The organism is Gilvimarinus japonicus (assembly GCF_042847215.1).
Classification (GTDB): domain Bacteria; phylum Pseudomonadota; class Gammaproteobacteria; order Pseudomonadales; family Cellvibrionaceae; genus Gilvimarinus; species Gilvimarinus japonicus.
Genome location: NZ_AP031500.1, coordinates 4,015,282 through 4,032,194, shown reverse-complemented (window position 1 = coordinate 4,032,194; position 16,913 = coordinate 4,015,282). Strand labels below are relative to the sequence as shown.

The window sequence follows — 16,913 nt, the reverse complement described above, 5'->3', positions numbered from 1 at the left end:
AGGTCGATATGCACACTGTCTTCGCCTTTTTGCAAGCGGGTTTAGGGCGCACTTTAATGGTCGCATTGTTAAGCGTGGCGCCATGGGTGACAGCGGCAGAGTCGGTGCGTGAAAATAAACCTGTTATCACTCTGGCTCCAGAATTATTTGACGATCAGCAGCCGGCTACCTTGGGTTTAAAGCATGCGTTGGGGGCGGAAACTTTTCGTGTCTATCAAGCACTGCCCAACAATAGGCAATACAATCACGGCGCGGTAATCACAAAATTTAAAGGCCGTTTTTTTACGCAGTGGCAAAGTTCTGCGCGGGATGAAGATGCCGCCGACACTGAAGTACGCTATGCCATTAGTGAGCAGGCCGAACACTGGAGCGATGCTAAGACCTTGGCGCCAGCGCGCGATAATACCGTAATCACCAACGGTGGTTGGTGGGTTAATGGCGATACTCTTGTGGCTTACCTTAATGTTTGGCCGAACGATATAGAGCCACGCGGTGGCTGGGTAGAATACGTCACGACACGCGACGGTGTTCATTGGAGCAAGCCGCAGCCGGTAACCGACACTAACGGCAAACCGTTGGCCGGTGTGATCGAGCAGGACGTTCGCGCTTTAGCGGATGGTCGCCTATTGACGGCCGTTCACGTACAGCCCGGTTTGGTAGCAAAGCCCTATTACACGGACGACCCCAGTGGTGTGACTGGTTGGCAAGCCGGAGTAATGAAAAACTTAGAGTACAAGCCCGATATCAGTCGCGAGCTAGAGCCCAGCTGGTTTCAGCGTCAAGATGGCACATTGGTGATGACCTTTCGCGATCAGGCCAGTAGTTTTAAAGTATTGGCGTCGGAGAGTCACGATCGCGGTGCACATTGGTCGACACCGGTAATAACCTCTCTGCCCGATTCGCGGGCAAAGCAAAGTGCTGGCAATTTGCCCGATGGCAGCGCCTTTATTGTCAATAATCCGAGCGGTAAAAAAGTTCGCGCGCCGTTAGTGATTACCACCAGTGCCGATGGTGAGCATTTTGATCGTGCTTATGCATTGCGCTCGGGCGGCAGCGATTTACCGCCACAAAAATATGCCGGACGCTATAAACGCTCGGGCTTTAGTTACCCCAAATCATTTGTAAACGGCGATTATGTTTATGTCAGTTATGCCACGAGCAAAGAAGACATAGAGATCACCAGAATCCCCGTTTCATCATTAGTGTATAAGTGACTGTAATCATGTCGAAGATTTATTGGATTTTACTGGCGGTTATTCTCTGGCTTGCATTTGTGATCGTTCAGGTTCCAGCCAGTTGGGGTGGCTATATGATGACCCGCAATGGCGCGCTCGCGCTTACCGGTATATCCGGCACTGTGTGGCACGGTCGTGCCAGTATGGCATCGGTTAAAATTGATGGCCGCGATTATTCTCTCGGTGAGCTTAGCTGGGATTTGCATCCGCTGAGTTTATTAAGCTTGAGCCCCTGCGCCGATATTCGCACAAACCTTGAGCGTCAGCAGGTATCGGGTACGGCGTGCGCAAACTTGAACAATAAACTAACCCTGCGCGATGCCGACATCAGTGTACCAGCATCACTGGTGAAGGATTTACCCGAGAAGGTAGAGATATCTGGCCAACTCTCGGCGCATATTCAACAGCTTGAATTAAAACAACAGCAGCTGCTGGCACTAACCGGCAATGTAAGTTGGAGTGCGGCCCGGCTTAACAATGGTCAACGCTGGCTTAACTTGGGGGCGTTTGCGGCGGAATTATCGGCCACGGAAGATGGCGCCATTTTGGCCGATGTGTTTTCTCTGGAAGGGCCGATTGACTTAAAAGGCAATGTCACTATGCCGTTAACCGGTGGCGTCAACATTGACGTTGACTTTACTATGACGGACTCCTTTAGCCGCGATGTGCAGGCCAGCCAATGGTTGCCAATGGTAGCCACACCGCTAGACAATGGTCGGCAACAGATTCAAATGCAGCTTTAGGGCACCACAAGATATATCGGGTGGCCACTTGCGATTAAAACGAGTGGCCAAAGCGCAAATATAAACCGTGGTTATCTCCTTCCCCTTTGGCGATATCAAATGAAATCACCATTTTCTCGGCGGGCTTAATAAGATACTGCCCACCGATGCCGGCGCTGGTATAAATATTTTCACTGTCGTCACAGCTTTTTTTATCCCCGTATAAACAGGTAACACCGGCAAACACGTTAATACCAAAGCGCCCTTTTAGATGCCAGCGGTACTCGCCCTCAAGCAATATTGAATTGGGAGCTAAGTATTGACCGCGGGTATACCCGCGCAGTCCGATGCTGGAGTAGGCGCTTGCGGGAGCGTCATCGGTCCAGCGCCCTTGAGCGCGATAGGCTAGCAAGCCTTTTTTATGGACGCTTAAATATTGCTGAAAAGTGACTCGGTAGACGTCAAAATCTTCCTCCCCGCCGAGGCTCTCTCGGTAGGCAAAATTATTGGCGTTAAAGGAGATGCCCGAGCTGGGTGAGTTTTGGTTGTCGCGGCTATCAAAGGTGGTGACTAACCCCAGGGCGCCGGAGGTATAACCCGACAGGCCCAACAGCGATAAGATGTCACCGGCCATAACATTGTCAGTATCTATGAAATAGTTGGTGTAAATCGCTTGCGCCCCGAGAAACCAGTGACTGTGAATGTTTTGTAGGTAGCGGGCAAAGGCCAGCTTCATATTGTCAGTCGTGGCTACTTGTTGGCCTGAGCCAAGGTAGTCTTCGTAATCATTGCGAATCTTCCCGTTTGATACCGCGGCAATCACGCGCTTGCGGTCACTGTCCCAGAAGCTTCGCAAAAACAAGTTGGCCGTGACTGAGTCAGTGTCACTGTAGCTGCCGGATGCCCCCACCATAGACGATGTAGATGTCGGGTCGAGCTTAAACAAATAACCCCCAAGAAAACCGACCGAACTGCCAATTTTGGGGTTGCTACTGACTTTGGGTACGAGCAGCCAAGGGGACTCTGTCTTTGGCGAGCGCTCCGGTGCTTCTGGGGTGGTCTGGGCGTGAACCTGAGAATAACCAGACACAATGAGGGCAGCGGCAAATGCCATGCGTCGAAAACACCGTTGATTAAACATAAAAGCGTCCTGTTTTTTAGATCATTCCATCGGGGTGAGGTGCGGCGAGCTGCTCGCTTTTGCGTTATCTTCGAGCTTAGTATAGTCACTATCAGCACCTTTTTTGCTGTATTGACCACCGTGATTAGCGCGAAATCGCATTTTTAGGCTTGTTGTTTATGCCTGCTCAGTTCAGGCTAGCATTAACACTCGCCAGCAATATTGGATTTGCCCTATAGTAAGCCTATGCAGAGCCTCTCTTCTCAACATTTATGGCTGCAGATGCAGTGTCAAATTTTGCCTCATGTAGAGTGCGGGGTTTTGTTGCATTTGGTCGACGGTGCCCTGGAACCCTCTGCTTTTTGGCCGGCGCCAAACCAGTTGGATGAGCAAATACAGGCGCTCGCGCATCAGGCGCTGCGTGATCAGCGCATGGCACTGGCTAATCGTGGCGAGCAGCAGCTGTTGCTCGCCTATCCGCTTGCGCAGTCTCAGCGAAACAAGCCCTGCTTGGTGTTGACGTTAAATCAGCGCCATCGTGAAACGGTTAATACCGTACTGCGCCGCCTAAAAGCCGAGGCGCGATGGTTTGCGCTGGCGAGTCAGGGGCCTCAAAGCGAACCCTCGGCGCAATTACTGTCGGTGTTTAATGCCGCTTTGTATGAGCCGAGTGTTACCGAATCTTGTTTGACTTTGGTGAACCAATGGTCCCATTGGTTGGGCTGTGAGCGGGTCGCGCTAGGGTTATTGGGTAACCGCTCGATTGTTTTAAAGGCGGTGTCTAATAGCGCTGAAATCGACCCACGCACTCGCGCCAGCGATACCCTTAAGCGAGCCATGCAAGAGGCCGCGCACGAGCGGGCTGAAGTGTCAGTGGTAGACACCGAAAACCCTAATGCGCCGCCACTGCACGGTGACTTGCAGCGTCAAACCAATGCCGTGATGATCAACTCCCTGCCACTGCTGTGTGGACGTGATGTGATAGGCGTGGTGAGTTTGGAGTGGCATCACACCCCCGAATCACCGCGGCTAGATGAATTGCGTGCGCAGTTGCCCACGTTTGCTTATTTGCTGAATCTAAAGCGTCAGGCAGAACAGCGCTCTTTAGGTACGTCGGTTGGCCGACAATGGCGCGCTAAAACCCGTTTGCAGTGGGGCATCGGTGCTGCGGTATTCATTGCGTTACTGCTTGTTGCGCTGGTGCCTGCCGATTACCGTATCGCTGCCGACGCGCAGTTACAGGGCGCGCAAAAGAAAATTGTGGTGGCTAAGCAGGAAGGCTTTTTAGCTGAGGTCATGGCGCGCCCGGGTGATCGTGTAGAACACGATGAGCCACTGGCGCGCCTGGATGAGCGAGAGCTTAGGTTGCAACGCCGTAAACTCGCCAGTGAGTTGCAGCAGTATCGTCAGGAGTACAACAATGCCTTGGCAAATTCTGAGCGCGCGGCGGCGGCGATTGCAATGGCTCAAGCTGAGCAGGTTGATATTCAATTGGAGTTGGTTGACCAGCAGTTGCAGCGCACATTGGTGCGGGCCCCAATGAGCGGGATGATTGTCTCGGATGATATTAGTCAGTCGGTGGGCAAACCTTTAAGCGCGGGAGAGGTCTTGTTTGAGATTTCATCGACCGATGAGTTTCGTGTGATTTTGTACGTCGATGAGCGGGACATCGTGCGGGTAGCCACTGGCCAAGTGGGAACACTGGTGTTATCGAGTCTGCCGGCGGAGCGCTTTAGTTTTACGGTACAACGTAAAACGCCGGTAAACGAAGTGCGTGAAGGCCTTAACTGGTTTCGCGTTGAAGCTCGGCTACAAAATCCGTCGCCATTGGTTCAGCCGGGTATGACGGGTACCGCAAAAATTACGGTCGGGCGTGAACCGCTCGGTTGGATTGCATTGCATCGCTTATTTGATTGGCTTCGCCTGCGGTTGTGGTGGTAGAGCGCTATGTCGATTGCGAGTGACCCTACCCCTACAAACACCGCGATAGACCCCTTATGGCAGCAGCTTAATCAGTTGCGACCAATGCTCGCTCGCCACGCTGATTGTAAACCGCGATATTATCGCGAGGAATTATTCTACGTACTGCACGATAAAAACAATGCGCGTTTTCATAAACTGAGCCCCACAGCGTACGAGCTGATTGCTGCCATGAATGGCCGGCGCACACTGGCTGAGTTGTTGCTCATTGCGCGCACCCAATTGCGACAACAAGCTAGCCATGAGCTACCGGAGCAGCAGGATGTCGTCGAGCTGTTGCAGTATTTGTACGTTGCCGATTTACTGATTTGTGATATTCCCCCCAATACCCAGTCGTTGTTTGTTCGCCAGGGCGATAAGCGCAAGCAGCGTTGGCGCAGGATGTGGACTAACCCGCTGTCGTGGCGAATTGTATTGGGTAACCCCAATCGTGTGTTAGATCGCTGGCAAGGGGTGGCGCGCGCGTTAACGGCATGGTCAATTGCCGCGTTATGGTTGATCGTGGTCGCCACGGCATTGCTGCAAGCGGTGCTGCATTGGCCCGAGCTGCGTGCGGTGTCGATGGATGCACTGTTCTCACCTGCCAATTTATTGTTGCTCTGGTTTACTTATCCCGCGCTAAAAGTTTTGCACGAGTTGGGCCACGCACTGTATACCAAAGCGTTTGGTGGCGATGTTTACGAATGCGGTATTGTGTTTATTTTAGGTGTGCCCCTGCCTTACGTCGATGCCACTGCCGCCACCGGCTTTGATGCGAAACGGCAGCGATTAATGGTGAGTGCCGCAGGAATGGCGGTGGAGTTATTACTGGCCGCGGCCGCGTTGCTTTTATGGCTGGCGGTAGAAAACTCGCTGGCAAAGTCATTGTTATTTAATGTTGCGCTGTTAGGCAGTGTCTCGACCCTGCTGTTTAACGGTAACCCGTTGCTGAAATTTGACGGTTATCACCTGCTGTGCGATTTAATTGAAACCCCCAATTTGGCCGCACGTGCCAAATCGCAGTGGCGCTATTTTGTCGAGCGCTACGGTTACGGTGTCGATGCGACGCGAGGGGAAGCGCGCACTGGTTTAGGAGCCTTGGGGCTGATTGCATTCGCTTTGGCATCGTACGCTTATCGAGTATTTATTTTAGCGGTTATCTTTTTTGTTCTGGCCCAGGTATCACTGCTGCTGGCCATTATTTTGCTCGGTTGGATGTTAACGTTTCAGTTGTTTTGGCCGCTGCTTAAGTACTTGTATTACCTGACTCACGGCGGCGCATTGCGCAGTCACCGTACGCGGGCGTTAGGGGTTATAAGCGCCGCTGTGATGTTGCTGATGCTGTTGCTGCTGGTGTTGCCGCTGCCTCTGAATACTCAGGTCGAAGGTGTGGTTTGGCTGCCGCAAGACAGCCAAATACGAGCCGGGGCTGAAGGCACGGTTGCGGTGCTGGAAGTTGTCGATGGCCAACGGGTAGATACTGGTACGGCGATTTTGCAGCTAAGCAATCCCGCCTTGGTTAATCGCTACCGACTAAAGCAGGCGGAGCTGAATGAATATCAACTGCGCTATGAGCAATTTTTTACCTCCGACCGTCCGCGCGCGAATTTACTGCGTGAGGATTTGGCGGTGTTAGCCGATGAGGTGGCCGACCTTAAACAACAAGTGGATCATTTAACACTCACAAGCCCGGCGTCAGGGCGGATTTATTTTGCAGCGATGGGCCTACTGCAAGGCCACTATTTACACCAAGGCGACCTTGCCGCTTACGTGCTAAGCCCGGGCAGTGTGAGGGTGCGCACAGCGTTGACGCAAGATGAAATAGGCTTAGTACGCCAGTCTACACGGGGGGTGACGGTGAGGTTGGCCGGAGCTATAGCCAATGAGTACCGCGCCGAGATCGTGCAGCAGGTGCCGGGCGGAACTTATCACCTACCCAGCCCGGTCCTGGGCACTCAAGGCGGCGGGCGTCTAGCCACTAAACCCACAGAGGGAGACGCGCAGCAGAGTATTCAACAAGTGTTTTTGGTCGACGTCTCTCTGCCGGCTGAAGAGCTAACACCTTACTATGGACAGCGTGCGTATCTGCGGTTTGAGCATCCACCCGAGCCCGTTGCCCGCCGCTGGTATCGCGCCCTGCGCCAATTGTTTATTCGCCAGCTTAACCGCTAGCTGGCTAGCCTTATTACGCCAGGTCAGGGCAGCCGAATCTTGGCAATTGTCGACTTTTTGTACTGCAGTTTTGCACTGTGGCTGTGCTAGACTCAAAGACAGTGATAGACGTCACGGTTCTAAAGTGGCTCGTCACGATGCCGATAACACTTATAACAATGAATTTGGTGTAGATTTTGATGAGTCGTATAACCTCCTCCAAAATAGGGCTTTGGGCCGCATTGCCACTGCTTTGCAGCAGTGTCCAGCCGCTGTGGGCGCAGCAGAGTTCAGAACTGTCTCTCAATTGTCGTATCGAACCGCATATGCTGGTCGAGGTGAGCTCGGCGGTTGAGGGGGTGATCAGCCAGGTTCTGGTTGATAAAAACGATGTGGTTAAGAAGGGCGATACCTTGGCTAAATTGGAGTCGGGGTTAGAGGCCGCCACGGTCGATTTGCGCCGTGTGCAGGCCAGCTTGCAAAGCGATATATCGTCGCAGCAATTGGCATTAGAGTTTGCCGAGCGGGCGCTCAAACGGGTAGAAGATCTGTACGCTAAAAAAGTGGCGTCATTTGCTGAGCTCGATAAAGCCAAAACCGAGCATGCCCTCGCGCTGCAGCGCTTAGAGCAAGCCAAAGATCGCCAGCGCCAGGCAGAGTTAGAACACACGCGGGCGATCGAGAACTTAAAACGCTATACCATTGTTAGCCCTATTGATGCGGTGGTCAGCGAGCGCTATAAGCAGCCCGGCGAGCACGTTGATAACGAGCCGATTGTGCGGCTGGTACAGCTGGACCCATTGCGGGTGGAGGTTTACGCCCCGGCAAGCTTGTATGGCCAGATTCGCGAGGGTTCTAGTGCCCGTGTTAAGCCCGACATAAAAACCGGTAGAGACACCTACCAAGCCCAGGTGAGCCGAGTCGACCGGGTAATTGACGGTCCGAGTAACACCTTTGGGGTTCGTTTAACCATTCCCAACCCAGAGCAAACGCTGCCTAGCGGACAGCGTTGTACCGTGCAGTTCCCTAACGTGCAAGCATCACAGCGCTAACGAGTCACGGTGGATTAACACTACTGGGTGGCAGTAAACGTTATAAGTGCTTGGTTTTAGTGATGATTTGATCTACCTAGCACGTATATCGCCATGGTAAATGGCGCTAGAATCAACAAGTGGCACTGGAACCCCGCCTTACCGATACGCTAAACAGTCGTTAATGTGTCGGCATAAACCTGAAGGATCGTTTAGTCGCAATTTATTCCTCAGGGGAATACATACATGCCTAATAAGGTATTCAAGCAACGCAGGCCCATGATTGAGCCATTAGAGCCGCGGTTACTGTTTTCCGCGACGCTTGATGCCATCTTGCTGGATGACACTTCCCTCGACGACGTATTGCTGCAAGACAGTGCTAATAGTGTTGACTTGACGCAGGTTTATGACGCCGGTCCACGCTACTCCACCTTGGCTGAGCCGGCCGATAACGAGCCTGATGCCACAACCCTGCCCAACGCCGATGCCCTGGCCCGGCAGGCGCTCGAACAAATTGTCTTTGTCGACAGTCGCGTCGAAGATGTCGACACCTTGCTAGGTGATTTGGCTGGCAGCGATGTGCAGGTCATCACTCTCGATATAGACCGTGACGGCGTGGCACACATTAGCCAAACACTGCAGCAGTATCAGAATATTCAAACGATTCATGTTATTTCTCACGGCAACGCCGGAGCCTTGCAACTGGGTAGTAGTGTTATTAATGACGTAACCGTGGACCGCTACCAAAGCGAGTTGCAAGGCTGGCAGGATGCGCTGGGTCGCAACGCCGATTTACTGCTGTACGGCTGCGATTTAGCGGCGAACAGTAACGGTGTTGCTCTGTTGTCGCGTCTGGGTGAACTGACCGGGGCCGATATTGCCGCCAGCGACGATATTACCGGTCACAGCCTAAGCGGTGGCGATTGGTCGTTGGAGTATGAGCGTGGGGCTATTGAGAGCGAAGTCATCGTCAGTCAGGTGGCGCAAAAGGCATGGCAAGGCAGGTTGGCGGATACCCATTATGTGCATGTAGCCGAAGGTAATACCGCGCTGAATTTATTGGCCAACACCGATGTCGGCCAACAGTTTGTCTACGATAGCGCCAACGCTACCTATAACGTCAATGAAATCTCACTCTTTCTTGCTCGCTACGCTACGACCTTTGACCAGACCATCACAGTACAGATTAGTGACAGTTGGGATGGCGCGGTACTGGGAACTGGCAGTATTAACTCGAGCCAAATCAGCGATGTGGGCTACGAGTGGCACAGTTTTAATTTAGGCGATACGACACTCAACGACAATCAGTCTTATTACATCCGTATTAGCACTGATTCAGGCTCTGATGACCCCAATAGCAATATTTTGGTCAGCTCCCATAATAGCAATCAATACAATAACGCCACGTTAATAAACGGCGGTGCCGCGAACGCCGATGGCTGGGATCTCGCATTCAAGGTAAGTGAGGAAGATGGGGTAAACGCCGCGCCAACGGTGGCTAATGCAATTGCCGATCAAACCCGTTACGAGGATGTCGCTTATTCTTTTACCGTGCCGTCCGACACATTTTCTGATGGCGACAGCAACGATACGCTGCGCTATCGCGCGCAACTGGCCGGTGGCGGGGATCTGGATTGGCTCACGTTTAACCCTATTACCCGAGAGTTCTCGGGTACGCCGCGTGCCGATGATATTGGGGTTATGTCGGTTGAGGTGATTGCCACGGATAATCATGGCGCCTCAGTGTCTGAAATTTTTGATATAACCATCAACAACACCAACGACGATCCGTTTGTTCGTTTTCCCATAAAAGACCAGGCGGCGACGCAAGACACAGCGTTTAGTTTTACGATTCCTGCCGACGCATTTGGGGATGAGGACGTGGGCGCAAGCTTAAGCTATCAAGCTGAGCTCGACGGTGGCGGCTCGCTCCCCGCATGGTTAGTGTTCGACGCTGCCTCACGTACTTTCTCGGGTACGCCGGCCGCGTCTGACATAGGCACGATCGCGATTACCGTAATTGCCGACGATGGCGAAGGCGGCGTTCCGGCGCAAGACACTTTTGATTTAGTGGTAACGAATCAAACGGATACCACGGCGGATGTCTATGAAGGTACTGACCCTGCCGTTGTCGGTACTGGTGTGGCAGGGGGTATGGATGTGTACCAAAGCTTTGTCGATATGGACGGGAGCGGCACCTACTTTATCGACACTCTCTCAATACAGTTGCGCATTAACTCCGCAGCCGGAGATCAAACACCGCAAAACATCAATATCGAAATTCTTGACTCGCTCAATGGTATTGCGCTGGCAGCTGCCTCCCGTTCTTCTGATGGTTTAACCGACTCGTTTACGTGGGAGAGTTTTGCGCTCCCAGATGTGGAGCTTAATTACGGGCAAACTTACTACATAAAAGTGACGGGCGATGGCGACTCTTCCGACCCATTGGTTTTTGCCGGCATTCATGACACTGATGTTTACGCTAATGGCTCTTACTTTAACCACAATCAGATTGAGGATACGGGGCGGGATTTAGCCTTTCAGGTGAGCCATACCTTCAATCAGGCTCCGGTCGTGGTTAACCCAGCGCAAGATCAGGTCACAGTGCAAGATCAGCCGTTTCAGTATACTTTGCCTGACGATATGTTTTCCGACCCGGATGACGGCGATACGTTAACCTATACCGTTCAGCGCGCCGGTGGCGGGAGTCTTAACTGGCTAAGTTATAACTCTGCTACAAAAACAATATCAGGTACACCGGCCGAGCACGACATAGGCACTATCATGGTTGAGGTAATTGCCACTGATAATCATGGCAAGTCTACTTCAGATGTATTTAGTGTTGAGGTTCAGTCATCGAATGTAACACCGACCATCAGCAACCCGATTTCGGATCAGTCAGGGGCTGAAGATAGCTTTTTTGATTTTACCTTTGCCGCCAATACGTTTACGGATGCCGACGGCGACACCTTAAGCTACACCGCTTTACAATCGGATGGTGGAAATTTACCGCCCTGGCTTAATTTTGATGCGGCTAACAGACGATTTTACGGCACGCCCGGCGAGGCGGACTCGGTTACTTGGGTGATTGATGTTTTTGCCGACGACGGCCGCGGTGGTGTTGCCAAAGAGTCCTTCAATTTGGTGATTGCTAACACCAACGACGATCCGTATGTCGAAAATCCGATTCCGGATCAAACCGCCAATGACAATGAAGCATTCAGCTACACGTTGGCGCCGAACACTTTTGGTGACTCTGATTTAGACACACTTAACTACAGTGCCCAGTTGGTGGGGGGCGGTGCGCTGCCTAGCTGGTTATCGTTTGATTCGGCGACGCGAACCTTTAGCGGAACACCGGCAAGCGCCGATATAGGTAGCTTAGATATCGAGGTCACCGCCGATGACAATAATGGCGGAACACCGGCGACCGATACCTTTACATTAACCATTGTTGACACCAACGACGATCCCCAACTGGCCAATGCCATTGCCGATCAAATAGCGCCAGAAGATACATCTTACGTATTTCAGTTTGCGGCAAACACATTTAATGACTTTGACGGCGACACGTTAACGTATACTGCCGAGCTAGCCGGGGGTGGTGCTTTACCCGCTTGGTTAAACTTTGATGCGGCGAGCCGCACGTTCAGTGGTACTCCGAGTGGCACTGACATCGGCAGCATATCGATTACGGTGACTGCCGACGACAACCAAGGAGGTACGCCTGCCACCGAGACCTTCTCTCTCGAAGTTACAAATACGAATGACGACCCCGTCGTCAATAATGCGATTGCCAACCAAGTCGCGACCGAAGACTCCGCGTTTAGTTTTCAGTTTGCGGCCAATACCTTTGCCGATGAAGACGGCGATACGCTAACGTATAGTGCGCAAATCAGCGGTGGTGGCTCACTACCCGGGTGGCTTAGTTTTGATGCGACCAGCCGAACTTTTAGTGGTACACCTGGTAACGATGACGTAGGAAGCCTGACTATTAGGGTGACGGCTGATGACGGAAAAGGCGGAACTCCTGCAGCGCAAACCTTTGATATTGTCGTCACTAACACCAATGATGATCCAGTGCTTAATAATAGTATTGATGATCAAGTGGCCATAGAAGACTCAGCGTTTAGTTTTCAGTTTTCGGCCAATACGTTTAACGACGATGATGGCGATGATCTACTATACAGCGCCCAATTAGCAGGCGGTGGCGCGCTGCCAACCTGGCTTAATTTTGACGCGCTCAATCGGACGTTTAGCGGCACTCCAGACAATGGCGACGTGGGCACCATTAGTATTGAGGTCAGCGCCACAGACAATAACGGTGGTTCGGCTGCGACTGATGTGTTTGCGTTAACAGTAAGCAACACTAACGATGGCCCAGTGATTGTTAATCCTATTGCCGATCAAACTGCCAATGAAGATAGCCCGTTTAGTTTTCAGTTTGACGCCAATACCTTTTATGACGCTGATGGTAACCCTCTAACCTATACCGTGCAGCAAGTAAGTGGCGATCCATTGCCTAGTTGGCTGCAGTATGACGCCGCTACCCGAACCTTTAGTGGAACGCCTGAAAATGGCGATGTAGGTAATTTAAGCATATCTGTGACCGCATCGGATGGTACCGCTGAAACTACCGATATTTTTGATATCAATGTAGTCAATAGCAACGATGATCCGGTGTTGAATAACCCATTAGAAAATCAGAGTGCGACGGAAGACATTGCCTTTTATTATCAATTTTCGGCGGATACTTTTGGCGATGATGATGGCGATACGCTGGAATATAGCGCCGAGCTATCGGGTGGTGGAGTGTTGCCGTTTTGGCTTACGTTTGACGCCGCTACCCGAACCTTTAGTGGTACGCCCTCTAACGCTGATGTCGGAGCCGTGTCAATAACGGTGACCGCCGATGACGGCCAGGGCGGCACCGTGGCAACGGATTCGTTCTCCATTGTGGTCGGCAATACTAACGACGATCCCACCGTTAGCAATCCGATCAGCGATCAGACCGCAACCGAGGACTCAGCGTTTAGTTTTCAGTTTGCGGCGAATACGTTTGCTGATGACGATGGCGATATGCTGCTTTACCGTGCGGAGTTGATCGGTGGTGAACCACTGCCTAGCTGGCTTACATTTGATGCCGCTAGCCGCACTTTCAACGGCACACCCAGCAATTCTGATGTTGGCACTTTGTCGGTAAGGGTTATTGCTGACGATGGACAAGGTGGTACCCCCGCAACTGATGTCTTTGCTATTGTTGTCAACAATGTCAATGATTCCCCAGTGGTGAACAATGCTATTTCCGATCAAAGTGCAACAGAAGATGTTGAGTACAACTTTCAGTTTTCTGCTGACGTATTTTCCGATGATGATGGCGATGATCTTAGCTACACCGCTCGGTTAGTGGGCGGTGGTTCGCTTCCGGCATGGTTGAGTTTTGATAGCGACACTCGTACGTTTAGTGGCACCCCTTTGAATGCGGATGTAGGCACTTTCGCCGTTGAAGTGGTGGCATTTGATGGTATTACCTCTGTCACTGACACGTTTACTCTTCAGGTGAATAATGCTAACGATGATCCCGTTCTGGATAATCCATTGGCGGATCAATATGTCTCGGAAGATAGTGTTTTTCGCTATCAGTTTTCAAGCAACACCTTTAGTGATGACGATGGAGATACCTTAACTTACCGCGCTCAGCTTTTGGGTGGTGGTTCACTTCCGGCTTGGTTGAGCTTTGATGGCGACAGCCGATCATTTAGCGGGACGCCCACCAACGCTGATGTTGGTACTATCACTATTGTGGTGATGGCGGGTGACGGCAACGGCGGCGCTGACGCCAGTGATAGTTTTAACATTGTGATTGGCAATACTAACGACGACCCGACTGTTAATAATCCAATGGCGGATCAGAGCGCAACCGAGGACTCGGCCTTTAGCTACCAGTTTGCCAGTGATACGTTTACTGACGATGATGGCGATACGCTGTTTTACAGCGCGCAATTATCCGGTGGTGGTAGTTTACCGGATTGGCTGATTTTTGATGCGGCTACCCGTACTTTTAGTGGCACTCCAACTAATATCGATGTCGGCGATATTGCTGTTGAAGTTTATGCTACTGACAATAATGGCGGTGCAATTGCGAGCGATAGCTTTGTTCTTTCCGTTCTTAACACGAACGATGGCCCTACAGTCGTCACACCTATTGCCGATCAAACCATTAATGAAGACAGTGTGTTCAGTTTTCAATTTTCCGAGGGTACCTTTAGTGACCCAGACGGAAACTCACTAAGTTACAGCGCGCAACAAGTTGGCGGTGCACCACTGCCCCTGTGGCTGGTTTTTGATGCCGATAGCCGAACTTTTAGCGGTACCCCGACCAACGCCGATGTGGGAAGCATTAGTATTGTTGTATCCGCTTTTGATGGTGTTGTGAGTAGCAGCGATATTTTTGACATACGCGTTGTCAATACCAATGATGCTCCCGTGCTCTCTCAAGCATTAGAGGATAAGTTCGCCACGGAAGATACCTATTTTAACTACCAGCTAAACCCCAATACCTTTATCGATATTGACGCTGATACGCTAAGCTACAGCGCGCGATTGGCGGACGGTAGTGGCTTGCCGTCGTGGCTAGAGTTTGATGCCGGCAGCCTTACGTTTTCGGGTATACCAACGGATGGCGATACCGCTGAAAACATAATCGTCGTAACCGCTGAGGATGGTAATGGCGGTGTAGCCCTTGGCCAGTTTTTACTAACGGTATTGAGTGAAAATGATGCGCCCCAGCTTAATATTCCTATCGATAATCAGCAGGCAACAGAAAACTCAGAGTTTTTATTTAAGCTTCCTGCCGGCACTTTTATTGATGCTGACGGTGACGAGCTGACTATTAATGCCCAGGCGAGTACCCCCGATGGTTGGCCTGAATGGCTCAGCTACGACGCTACGAACCAAACCTTTAGCGGAACACCGGGCCCTCAGAGTGCCGGAACTTACAGTATTATTGTAACCGCTGATGATGGCTTTGGCGGAGAGTTAGCGACAGACACATTTGATATCGTGGTAGGGGCTATTAATGAAGCGCCTAACGTCATTAACCCCATTAAGGATATGCAAATTGAAGCCGAGAGCGAGTTTATCTTCTCTCTGCCGGACAATACGTTTTCCGACCCAGATAACGATGCGTTGACAATCCGGGTCACACTCGCAGATGGCCAGCCGCTGCCGGAGTGGCTTAGTTTCGATAGTGATGCTCTGACTTTCAGTGGAACACCACTAGCCGACGATGTGGGCTCGCTGGCAATTGCCGTGACGGCTAGCGACGGTGCTGCGCAAGTGACCGATACATTTGTATTGACGATTACCGATGTGCCGAGTCTGGATGTGCAGCTCGAGGACATTACCGTTAACGAAGACAGCCCTAACCAAACTCTGGAAATTGCCCAGGCATTTCAGCGAGTATTGGGTGACGGTACGCTGACCTTTAGTGTTGTTAACAACACAAATCAAAGTCTCTTTGATAATGTCACTATCGATGGGCAAAACGGTGCCTTGACGCTTGATTATGCACTCAACGCGTTTGGCCGCAGTGAGCTGGAAATTCAGGCCGTCACGGCTACGGGTGAAGTCATCACTGCGAGTTTTCTGGTCAATATTTTATCGGTCAACGATGCGCCCGAGGTAACTGGTAATGCAGAGTCCGGCGGGTCGTTTTCGGCGGAGCTGCAATCCTATCCGCTCAGCGTCTGGGGTAGTTTTTTTGATGTTGAACAAGGCTTCCAGCTTACGTATACCGTTACCGCCAACAGCAACCCCTCTGCGGCGCAAATAACCGCCATTGACAGTGATACTGGTACCTTGATGCTAGCCACTAATATCAATGGTGGCGCAACTTATATCACAGTGCGGGCGACGGATAATGAGGGCGCTTGGGCCGAACATACACTATTGATCGATATTCGTGCGGTGGATGAGGCCGAGACACCGAACCCTGAAGAGGATGACAACGAAGATGGTGATTTTACGGGAGACCAAGGTGGCGATCGCCCCGAGCCTGAGTCGCCAACCACAGAACCACCGCTTATTGAGACAGAAGAACCTGTTATTACTCAGACGGGTGGGTCCGAGGTCGATATTCTAGAGGTTCAAACCCTCGATCCCGAAACCTTGGCAGTGCTACCCGAGACTGACGACTTATTTAGTTACAATAATGAGCAAGATGATGATAACCGACAAAGCGTCGCAGCGGACGAGCTGAACAATAGGCAAGCGCAATGGCGTGCGGAAGATAACCAGCAATTCCAGCTGATAGGCTTGGACCCGTCGGTCAACACTCACTTAAGTCTGCAGGATATCGCCGATTTTTCGCAAGCGGTCGATGAGTCGCGCCAGCAAATAGAGCAGGCTTTTCTCGAACAGCAAAAACAGCAAGAAATGATTGCCGCGGTGTCTTTGTCCCTCGGCACCGGTTTGGTGTTGTGGGCGCTTAGAGCCAGCAGTTTGTTGTTTGCGCTGTTTTCCGTTTTGCCATTGTGGCGCGGAGTCGATCCACTGCCTATATTAGAAAATGTCGAGAAGAAAAAGAAACAATTAGCAAGGCAGAAAAAGGACCGAAAATCGGAAGATAGCAGTGCCGGCGAGGTGGGTTATTTGTTCGATCATCAAACTTCATCGCGATCACAAGGGGAATAAC

At 51.6% G+C, this 16,913-nt stretch carries 7 protein-coding genes; 6 read left to right on the top strand and 1 reads right to left on the bottom strand.

The genetic code is table 11. The features are described from left to right. The first annotated feature begins 8 nt into the window (after positions 1-8). A complete protein-coding gene (locus ACGHAD_RS17130) occupies positions 9-1,214 on the top strand; it encodes a sialidase family protein (RefSeq protein ID WP_382414486.1) in 1,206 nt (401 codons plus the stop codon). Positions 1,215-1,222: 8 nt separating this feature from the next. After that, positions 1,223-1,978: a type II secretion system protein N gene (locus ACGHAD_RS17125; RefSeq protein ID WP_382414488.1), complete on the top strand. Its 756-nt coding sequence runs from the start codon at positions 1,223-1,225 to the stop codon at positions 1,976-1,978. A gap of 34 nt (positions 1,979-2,012) precedes the next feature. Here the strand turns inward: ACGHAD_RS17125 and ACGHAD_RS17120 are convergent, their stop codons facing one another. Beyond that, positions 2,013-3,098 carry a hypothetical protein gene (locus ACGHAD_RS17120; protein ID WP_382414490.1) on the bottom strand — a complete coding sequence of 362 codons (1,086 nt, stop codon included), beginning with the start codon at positions 3,096-3,098 and terminating at the stop codon, positions 2,013-2,015. Positions 3,099-3,359: 261 nt separating this feature from the next. On the opposite strand from ACGHAD_RS17120, the gene ACGHAD_RS17115 reads away from it, so the two are divergent. From ACGHAD_RS17115 to ACGHAD_RS17100, 4 genes are all read left to right on the top strand, one after another. Next, entirely contained in the window at positions 3,360-5,018 is a 1,659-nt protein-coding gene (locus tag ACGHAD_RS17115; protein ID WP_390402994.1) for an efflux RND transporter periplasmic adaptor subunit, read from the top strand. Positions 5,019-5,024: 6 nt separating this feature from the next. After that, entirely contained in the window at positions 5,025-7,208 is a 2,184-nt protein-coding gene (locus ACGHAD_RS17110) for a peptidase M50 (protein WP_382414494.1), read from the top strand. 179 nt (positions 7,209-7,387) lie between these two features. Then, entirely contained in the window at positions 7,388-8,239 is an 852-nt protein-coding gene (locus tag ACGHAD_RS17105; RefSeq protein ID WP_339616811.1) for an efflux RND transporter periplasmic adaptor subunit, read from the top strand. 258 nt (positions 8,240-8,497) lie between these two features. Continuing rightward, on the top strand, positions 8,498-16,912 hold the full coding sequence (locus tag ACGHAD_RS17100) for a putative Ig domain-containing protein (protein ID WP_390402991.1): 8,415 nt from the start codon (positions 8,498-8,500) through the stop codon (positions 16,910-16,912). The last annotated feature ends 1 nt before the right edge of the window (position 16,913 follow it).